The 7,319-nt window shown below is 72.7% G+C and carries 6 protein-coding genes; 2 read left to right on the forward strand and 4 right to left on the reverse strand.

Features of this window, described 5'->3' with window-relative positions; translation table 11 throughout:
* Positions 1–63: 63 nt before the first annotated feature.
* Together KN815_RS44215 and KN815_RS44220 are read right to left on the reverse strand one after the other, a co-directional pair.
* Positions 64–1,746 (reverse strand): DUF885 domain-containing protein, encoded by a 1,683-nt coding sequence (locus tag KN815_RS44215; protein ID WP_216347390.1) that lies wholly within the window; start codon positions 1,744–1,746, stop codon positions 64–66.
* A 72-nt stretch (positions 1,747–1,818) separates the two neighbouring features.
* Entirely contained in the window at positions 1,819–2,313 is a 495-nt protein-coding gene (locus KN815_RS44220) for an Lrp/AsnC family transcriptional regulator (protein WP_216347392.1), read from the reverse strand.
* Between the two features lie 86 nt (positions 2,314–2,399).
* Here KN815_RS44220 and KN815_RS44225 point away from each other — a divergent pair, with 86 nt between their 5' ends.
* Positions 2,400–3,707 carry a trans-sulfuration enzyme family protein gene (locus KN815_RS44225; RefSeq protein WP_216347399.1) on the forward strand — a complete coding sequence of 436 codons (1,308 nt, stop codon included), beginning with the start codon at positions 2,400–2,402 and terminating at the stop codon, positions 3,705–3,707.
* Here KN815_RS44225 and KN815_RS44230 read toward each other — a convergent pair.
* A complete protein-coding gene (locus KN815_RS44230) occupies positions 3,643–4,926 on the reverse strand; it encodes a GNAT family N-acetyltransferase (protein WP_216347394.1) in 1,284 nt (427 codons plus the stop codon). The genes KN815_RS44225 and KN815_RS44230 overlap by 65 nt on opposite strands.
* A 344-nt stretch (positions 4,927–5,270) precedes the next feature.
* On the opposite strand from KN815_RS44230, the gene KN815_RS44235 reads away from it, so the two are divergent.
* Entirely contained in the window at positions 5,271–6,878 is a 1,608-nt protein-coding gene (locus KN815_RS44235; RefSeq protein ID WP_216347395.1) for an alkaline phosphatase D family protein, read from the forward strand.
* Positions 6,879–6,986: 108 nt separating this feature from the next.
* On the opposite strand, the gene KN815_RS44240 is transcribed toward KN815_RS44235, so the two are convergent.
* The coding region (locus KN815_RS44240; RefSeq protein WP_216347397.1) for an alpha/beta fold hydrolase at positions 6,987–7,319 on the reverse strand (333 nt) is incomplete at its 5' end.

Genomic DNA, 7,319 nt, shown 5'->3' on the forward strand with positions numbered 1-7,319 from the left:
GCACCCGTACGGGTGCGGCCCGCCCTCACCACAAGCGCACCGAGCTCAGGGAGCGCACCGAGCTCAGAGCGCCGACAGCTCCTCCACCAGGTCGTCGAGCCCCAGCGAACCCTGCGACAGCGCCGCCATATGCCACTTCTTGGCGTCGAAGGCGTCGCCGTGCGCCTTACGGGCCGCCTCCCGCCCCGTCAGCCAGGCCCGCTCGCCCAGCTTGTAGCCGATGGCCTGGCCCGGAATGCCGAGATAGCGCACCAGCTCGCTGTCGAGGAATTCCGCCGGACGGCCGCAGTGCAGCCCGAAGAACTCGCGCGCCAGTTCCGGAGTCCACCGCTCACCGGGGTGGAAGGGCGAATCGGCGGGGATCTCCAGCGCGAGATGCATTCCGATGTCGACGATCACCCGCAGCGCCCGCATCATCTGCGCGTCCAGATAGCCCAGCCGCCGCTCCGGGTCCGACAGGAAGCCCAGCTCGTCCATGAGCCGCTCCGCGTACAGCGCCCAGCCCTCGGCGTTGGCGCTGACCATGCCGACCGTGGCCTGGTAGCGGGAGAGCTGGTCGGAGACGTGCGCCCACTGGGCGAGCTGTAGATGGTGGCCGGGGACGCCCTCGTGGTACCAGGTGGAGACCAGGTCGTAGACGGGGAAGCGGGTCTCGCCCATCGTGGGCAGCCAGGTCCGGCCGGGGCGGGAGAAGTCCACCGACGGCTGGGTGTAGTACGGCGCCGCCGCGCTGCCCGGCGGCGCGATCATCGACTCGACCCGCTTGACCCGCTCGGCCAGGTCGAAGTGGGTGCCGTTCAGCTTCTCGATGGCCTCGTCCATCAGCTCCTGGAGCCACACCCGAGTCTCCTCGACGCCCTCGATATGCGCACCGTGGGCGTCGAGGTGGCGCAGCGCCTCCCACGGGTCGGCGCCGGGCAGGATCTTCTCGGCCTCGGTGCGCATCTCGGCGTGGATACGGTGGAATTCCGCCCAGCCGTACGCGTACGCCTCGTCCAGGTCGAGATCGGTGCCGTTCCACATCCGGGCCCAGCGGCGGTAGCGCTCGCGCCCCACCACATCGGGGGTGCCCTCGATGGCCGGGGCGTAGGTCCCGCGCAGCCAGTCGCGCAGCTCGACCAGCGCGCCCGTCGCCGCGGCGGCGGCCTCGTCCAGCTCACCGCGGAGCGCGTCGGGGCCCTCGGCGGTGAAGTCGGCGAACCAGCCGCCGTCCGTGCCGATCCACTCCGTCAACTGATCGAGGACCGTGGCCACCTGCCGGGGACCGGCCGGCAGGTTCCGCCGCAGCCCCTCGGCGAGCGAGGCGCGGTATCCCTCCAGCGCGGCCGGTACGGCGCGCAGCCGGGCCGCGACGGCCGACCAGTCCTCCTCGGTCTCGCTGGGCATCACGGTGAAGATGCCGCGCACCGAGTGCAGCGGGGAGCTGAGATTGCTGACCGCGCGCAGCCCCTCGTGGGCGTCGTGCACGGCGAGCTCGGCGGTCAGCCGCTCCCGCAGCAGCCGGGCGCAGCGCCGCTCGGCGTCGGTGTCCGCGCCGGGGCGCGCCTCGGCCTCGGCCAGCCGGGCCAGGGTGGTGCGGGAGAGGTCGGCGACGGCCTCGGCCCCGGCGGGGGAGAAGTCCGGGAGGCGCCGGGAGCTCTCGGGAACGCCCAGGTAGGTGCCGGTGATCGGGTCGAGTTCGATGAGGGCGTCGACATAACTGTCGGCGACCTGACGGGGCAGCGGAGCGTTCTTGGTATCGGACATGCGGCCCATCCTCGTACGTTCCGGGGTGCGGCGTCAGCACCACGGGAGTGTGACGAGCGGGAACAGAGTGTGCTACGAGATTGCCGAGCCGTCCCGGGCGGGCGGCAGCAGCGGGCCGCAGCTCCACTGCTGGAAGATCAGCCGGGTCTCGACCCGGGCCACCTCGCGGCGCGAGGTGAACTCGTCCAGCACCAGCCGCTGGAGATCGGCGGTGTCGGCCACCGCGACATGCACCAGATAGTCGTCCGGCCCGGCGAGGTGGAAGAGCGCCCGGGACTCGGGCAGCGCCCGGATCCGCTCCACGAACGGGCCGACCAGCTCCCGGCGGTGGGGCCGCAACTGGACCGAGAGCAGGGCCTCCAGACCGCGTCCCAGCTTGGTGGGGTCCAGGCGGAGTTCATGGCCGAGGATCACGCCGGAGCGGCGCAGCCGGGTCACCCGGTCCAGACAGGTCGAGGGCGCCACGCCGACCTGGGCGGCCAGATCGCGGTAGGTGGTCCGGGCGTCGTTCTGGAGCAGCCGCAGAATCTGGAGGTCCACCGGATCGAGAGCGACGGTTTCGGCCATCGGCCGAACGTAGCACGGACATCGGCCGCGAGCCTCCGGTGGTTGTTCACCCTTCACTCATGGACATCAGGGAGAGCACGGAGAACATGGGGACCACGCCGGGCGAACCGGGCCCGCGCTACGAGACCGGTCGGCACGCGTTCGCCACCGAGGCCGTCCACGCCGGGCGCGAGGACCTTCCGGCCATGGGACTGCACGCCGTACCCCTGGACCTGTCGACGACCTACCCCTCGTACGACAGCCGCCAGGAGGCCGCCAGGATCGACGCGTTCGCCGCCACCGGCGCCCGGCCGGACGGCCCGCCCGTCTACGCCCGCCTGGACAATCCCACCGTGGCCCGCTTCGAGACCGCCCTGGCCCGGCTGGAGGGCACCGAGAGCGCGGTCGCGTTCGCCAGCGGCATGGCGGCGCTCAGCGCGTGTCTGCTGGCGCGCGGGGCCCAGGGGCTGCGGCATGTGGTCGCGGTCCGCCCGCTGTACGGGTGCAGCGACCATCTGCTGGACGCCGGGCTGCTGGGCACCGAGGTCACCTGGGTGGACCCGGCCGGGATCGCGGCGGCGATACGCCCCGACACCGGCCTCGTCATGGTGGAGACCCCGGCCAATCCGACCCTCGCCGAAGTCGACCTGCGGGCCGTCGCCCACTCCTGCGGCACGGTCCCGCTGCTCGCGGACAACACCTTCGCCACACCGGTGCTTCAGCGCCCGGCCGAGCGGGGTGCGAGCGCGGTCCTGCACAGCGCCACCAAGTACCTCGGCGGACACGGCGATGTGATGGGCGGCGTGGTGGCCTGCGACGAGGAGTTCGCCCGGGCGCTGCGCCAGGTGCGGTTCGCCACCGGCGGGGTGCTGCATCCGCTCGCCGGATATCTGCTGCTGCGCGGACTGTCCACGCTGCCCGTACGGATGCGGGCCGCCTCGGCCACCGCGGCCGAGCTGGCCCGGCGGCTGGCCGCCGACCCCCGGGTGGCCCGCGTCCACTATCCGCGGATCGGCGGGGCGATGGTCGCCTTCGAGACCCACGGCGATCCGCATGCGGTGATCGCCGGGGTGCGGCTGATCACCCCGGCGGTCAGCCTGGGCAGCGTGGACACCCTCATCCAGCATCCGGCCTCGATCAGCCACCGCATCGTGGCCGAGGGGGACCGCCACTCCTCGGGGATCGGCGACCGGCTGCTGCGGATGTCGGTCGGGCTCGAGGACGTCGAGGATCTCTGGCGCGATCTGGACCAGGCGCTCGACGGCGGCCCGGCGGGGCGCGGCGCCCACCGGGCGGAGCGCGCGGCCCACGGCGATGTCCCGGCGGGGCTCAGCGCGAGTGCGGCCGGTCTCAGCGCGAGTGCGGCAGCGGGGGGACCGGTGCCGGTGCCGGTGCCGGGTCCAGGCGGGCGCTGATCACCAGCGTGCCCTGCTCGATCTGGTAGTCCAGCGGCAGTTCGAGGGAGCGCATCGCGGTCACCATGCCGGTGTTGGCCGACTGGGTGACGGCGTAGACGCTCTCGTAGCCGGTCTCGGCGGCCATCGCGACCAGCCGCCGCAGCAGTTGTCCGCCGACGCCGCGCCGCTGCCACTCGTCCTCGACGATCAGCGCGACCTCGGCCTCGTCCCCGTCCCACAACAGATGGCCGAGGGCGACCAGCCGCCCGGAGGCGGTGTACGCGGCCAGGGTGCGGCCGAAGCGCGGGCTCAGCAGATGGGCGAGGTAGCGGTCGGCGTCGCCGACCGGGCCGTGGTAGCGCAGTGCGAGCGTCGCGGGGGAGCAGCGGGCGTGCATGTCGCGGGCCGCGGCCAGGTCGCCGCTGTCGGCGCGGCGCACGGTGATGGCGTTGCCCTCGGGCAGCGTCAGCACATCGCCGTCGTGCGGGATCCGCGGGCCGAGCCGGGCGTCCAGCTCGACCAGCGCGCGGGCCCGGGCGAATTCGGTCGGGGTGAACGGCAGATACGGCCGCTCGATGACGATCGCGCCGCCGGACGGGTCGCGCAGCCGCATCACGGTCTCCTCCAGGACACCTTCGGCGGGCGGTGTGCTCTCCGGGGAGCGGCCGCTGAAGGACTTGGCGGGAACCGAGCGGATGGTGCAACGGCCGAACAACTGGCGCAGGGCGAGCGGGAGTTCGGCGGCGTCCAGGGCGGTACGGGTGGCCAGGGTCAGCGCCCGGGTCGGCGCGTCCACCAAGTCGTGGGTATCGGCCCGCTCGACCCAGGTGTCGCTGCCCCCGGCGGCCGCGACGGCGTCGGTCAGCTCGGCGGACGCCAGGGCCTCGGGCGCGCGCAGCAGGAATTCGTCCACCGTGCCGTCCGCCAGCGGATGGGTTTGCAGGGCCAGGATGTCGACCCGGTGCCCGGCCAGCGCCGCGCACAGCGCGGCGAGGGCGCCCGGCTCGTCTCGTACGGTCGTGCGCATCCGCCACAGCGTGGTGGCCTCGGGGGCCGTGGTCTCCGAGGCTGTGGTCTCCGGGGCGCCCGCGGCGTGGGCGCTGTGCGCGTCGGCCGCGGGCGAGGGTGAGCTGCCCGGGGGCGCGTGGTCCTGGCGCCGTGACCACCATGCGACCAGCTCGTGCCGCCAGCGGGGGCGGTGCCGGGAAGGGGGCTCGGGGGTCGCTCGAAATGTCATGCAAACACCCTCGCGCAAAGGTGTTGCGTGATCACGAACGGACTGTGACCTATGGGTTAAGGGCGCATCTGATAACAGAAGCTTATTTTGTCCGAAATCAAAAGGTTGAAGTCCGAGGTTCCGGCTGAAGGCCGTCACCGCTGAACGCCGTCACCGTTCGGCGACCGGATCCGCCCATCCTTCGCCCGCCCGGATCGCCCACACCGCGGACCTTCTCGGGGATGCCGCGCGGGGCACTTCCCCGGTGCGGGCGCCCGGTTATTCACTGGGCGTTCGTAAGAGCGGCATCTTGCACCGATAACAAACACAACAGCACAGCAGTTCTACGAGCAACGGAGGGCACCATGGGGCGGGAATCCGGCAGAGGGATCGGACGGCGCACGGTACTGACGGGATCGGCGGCCGCGTCGGCGGCGCTCGCGGTGCCCGCCGTGGCATCGGCCGCATCGGCCGCATCGGCCACGTCCGGCACGTCCGGGGCGCCCGCTCAGGCGCTGTCGGGGCGGCCAAGCGCCCAGTGGGGCGTCCAGGTGGGCGATGTGACGACGTCTTCGGGGCTGGTGTGGGTCCGCTCCGACCGTCCGGCCCGCATGATCGTGGAGACGTCCGCGACCGAGTCCTTCGCGCGGGCCAAGCGGTGGCGGGGCCCGCTGGTCGGCCCCGGCACCGACTTCACCGGCCGCACCGCGCTGCACGGCCTGCCCGCCGGGAGCCAGGTGCACTACCGGGTGCTGCTGGCCGACCCGGAGGACCCGCGCCGCACCAGTGAGGCGGTCCACGGCACGTTCCGCACGGTTCCCGAGCGCCGTAAGGACGTGCGCTTCGTCTGGTCGGGCGATCTGGCCGGGCAGGGCTGGGGCATCAACCCGGACCACGGCGGCTACCGCATCTTCGAGGAGATGCGCCGCCGCGAGCCGGACTTCTTCCTGTGCAGCGGCGACAACATCTACGCCGACGGCCCGATGACCGAGACCGTCAAGCTGCCCGACGGCTCCACCTGGCGCAATCTCATCACCCCGGAGAAGACCAAGGTCGCCGAGACGCTCGATGAGTACCGCGGCAACTTCCGCTACAACCTCCTCGACGCCGCGCTGCGCCGCTTCCACGCCGAGGTGCCGACCATCACCCAGTGGGACGACCACGAGGTGCTCAACAACTGGTACCCGGGCGAGATCCTGGTCGACGACCGCTACACCGAGAAGAACGTCGACGTGCTGGCCGCCCGCGCGCGCCAGGCGTTCGCCGAGTACTTCCCGATCAGCACGCTGCGGCCGGACGCGAGCGGCCGGGTCTACCGGGTCCAGCACCACGGCCCGCTGCTGGACGTCTTCGTGCTGGACTGCCGCACCTATCGCGACCCCAACTCGCCGAACCGCCAGCCGAAGGACGCCCAGGGCATCCTCGGCGCCGAGCAGTTGGCGTGGCTCAAGCGCGAGCTGTCGCGGTCGCGCGCGGTCTGGAAGGTCATCGCCTGCGATATGCCGCTGGGCCTGGTGGTCCCGGACGGGGGCACCGACTTCGAGGCCGTCGCGCAGGGCGACCCGGGCGCCCCGCTCGGCCGTGAGCTCCAGATGGCCGATCTGCTCCGGCACATCAAGCACCGGAAGATCACCGGCACGGTGTGGCTGACGGCGGACGTCCACTACACCTCGGCGCAGCACTACGACCCCTCGCGGGCGGCGTTCAAGGACTTCGCGCCGTTCTGGGAGTTCGTCTCCGGCCCGCTGAACGCGGGTGCCTTCCCCTCGGTGAAGCTGGACGGCACCTTCGGCCCCGAGCAGCCTTTCGTCAAGGCGCCGACCGTGGCGAACGTCTCGCCCGCCGAGGGCTTCCAGTTCTACGGCGAGGTGGACATCGACGGCGACAGCGCCGAGATGACGGTCCGGCTGCGCGAGGACGGCGGCAAGGTGCTCTTCACCAAGGTTCTCCGTCCGGGACTGGTCGGCCAGTAGCCGTATGCGGCGCGGTGCGCGGCCCGGTGCGGAACACCCACGGGGCCGCGCACCGGGCAGCGCGCGGGAACAGCGGGAGATCCGGGGCGCCGGGCCGTAAGCCGGTCGTCAGCGGCTGCCGTCCAGGATGACGCGGGCGACCAGCGCGGGGTCGTCGTTCATGGGCACGTGGCCGCAGCCGGGGAGGCGGACCAGCCGGGCGCCGGGGATGACCCGCTTGGCCCGGACGCCCTGGCGGCGCGGCAGCACCCGGTCGCGCGAGCCCCAGGCGATGGTGACCGGGACATCGGGGATGTCATGCGTGAACAGCTCGGAGTCTCCGGCGGCCAGCGTGGCGTCGAAGCCGACCGCCTCGCGCATCGCCCGCGTCTCGGCAACGACCGCGGCCGGTGAACGCCGCGCGGGCCGGGCGTAGATGGCGCCGGTCAGCGCGGCCCGTCC

This window comes from Streptomyces niphimycinicus (assembly GCF_018883605.1).
Classification (GTDB): domain Bacteria; phylum Actinomycetota; class Actinomycetes; order Streptomycetales; family Streptomycetaceae; genus Streptomyces; species Streptomyces niphimycinicus.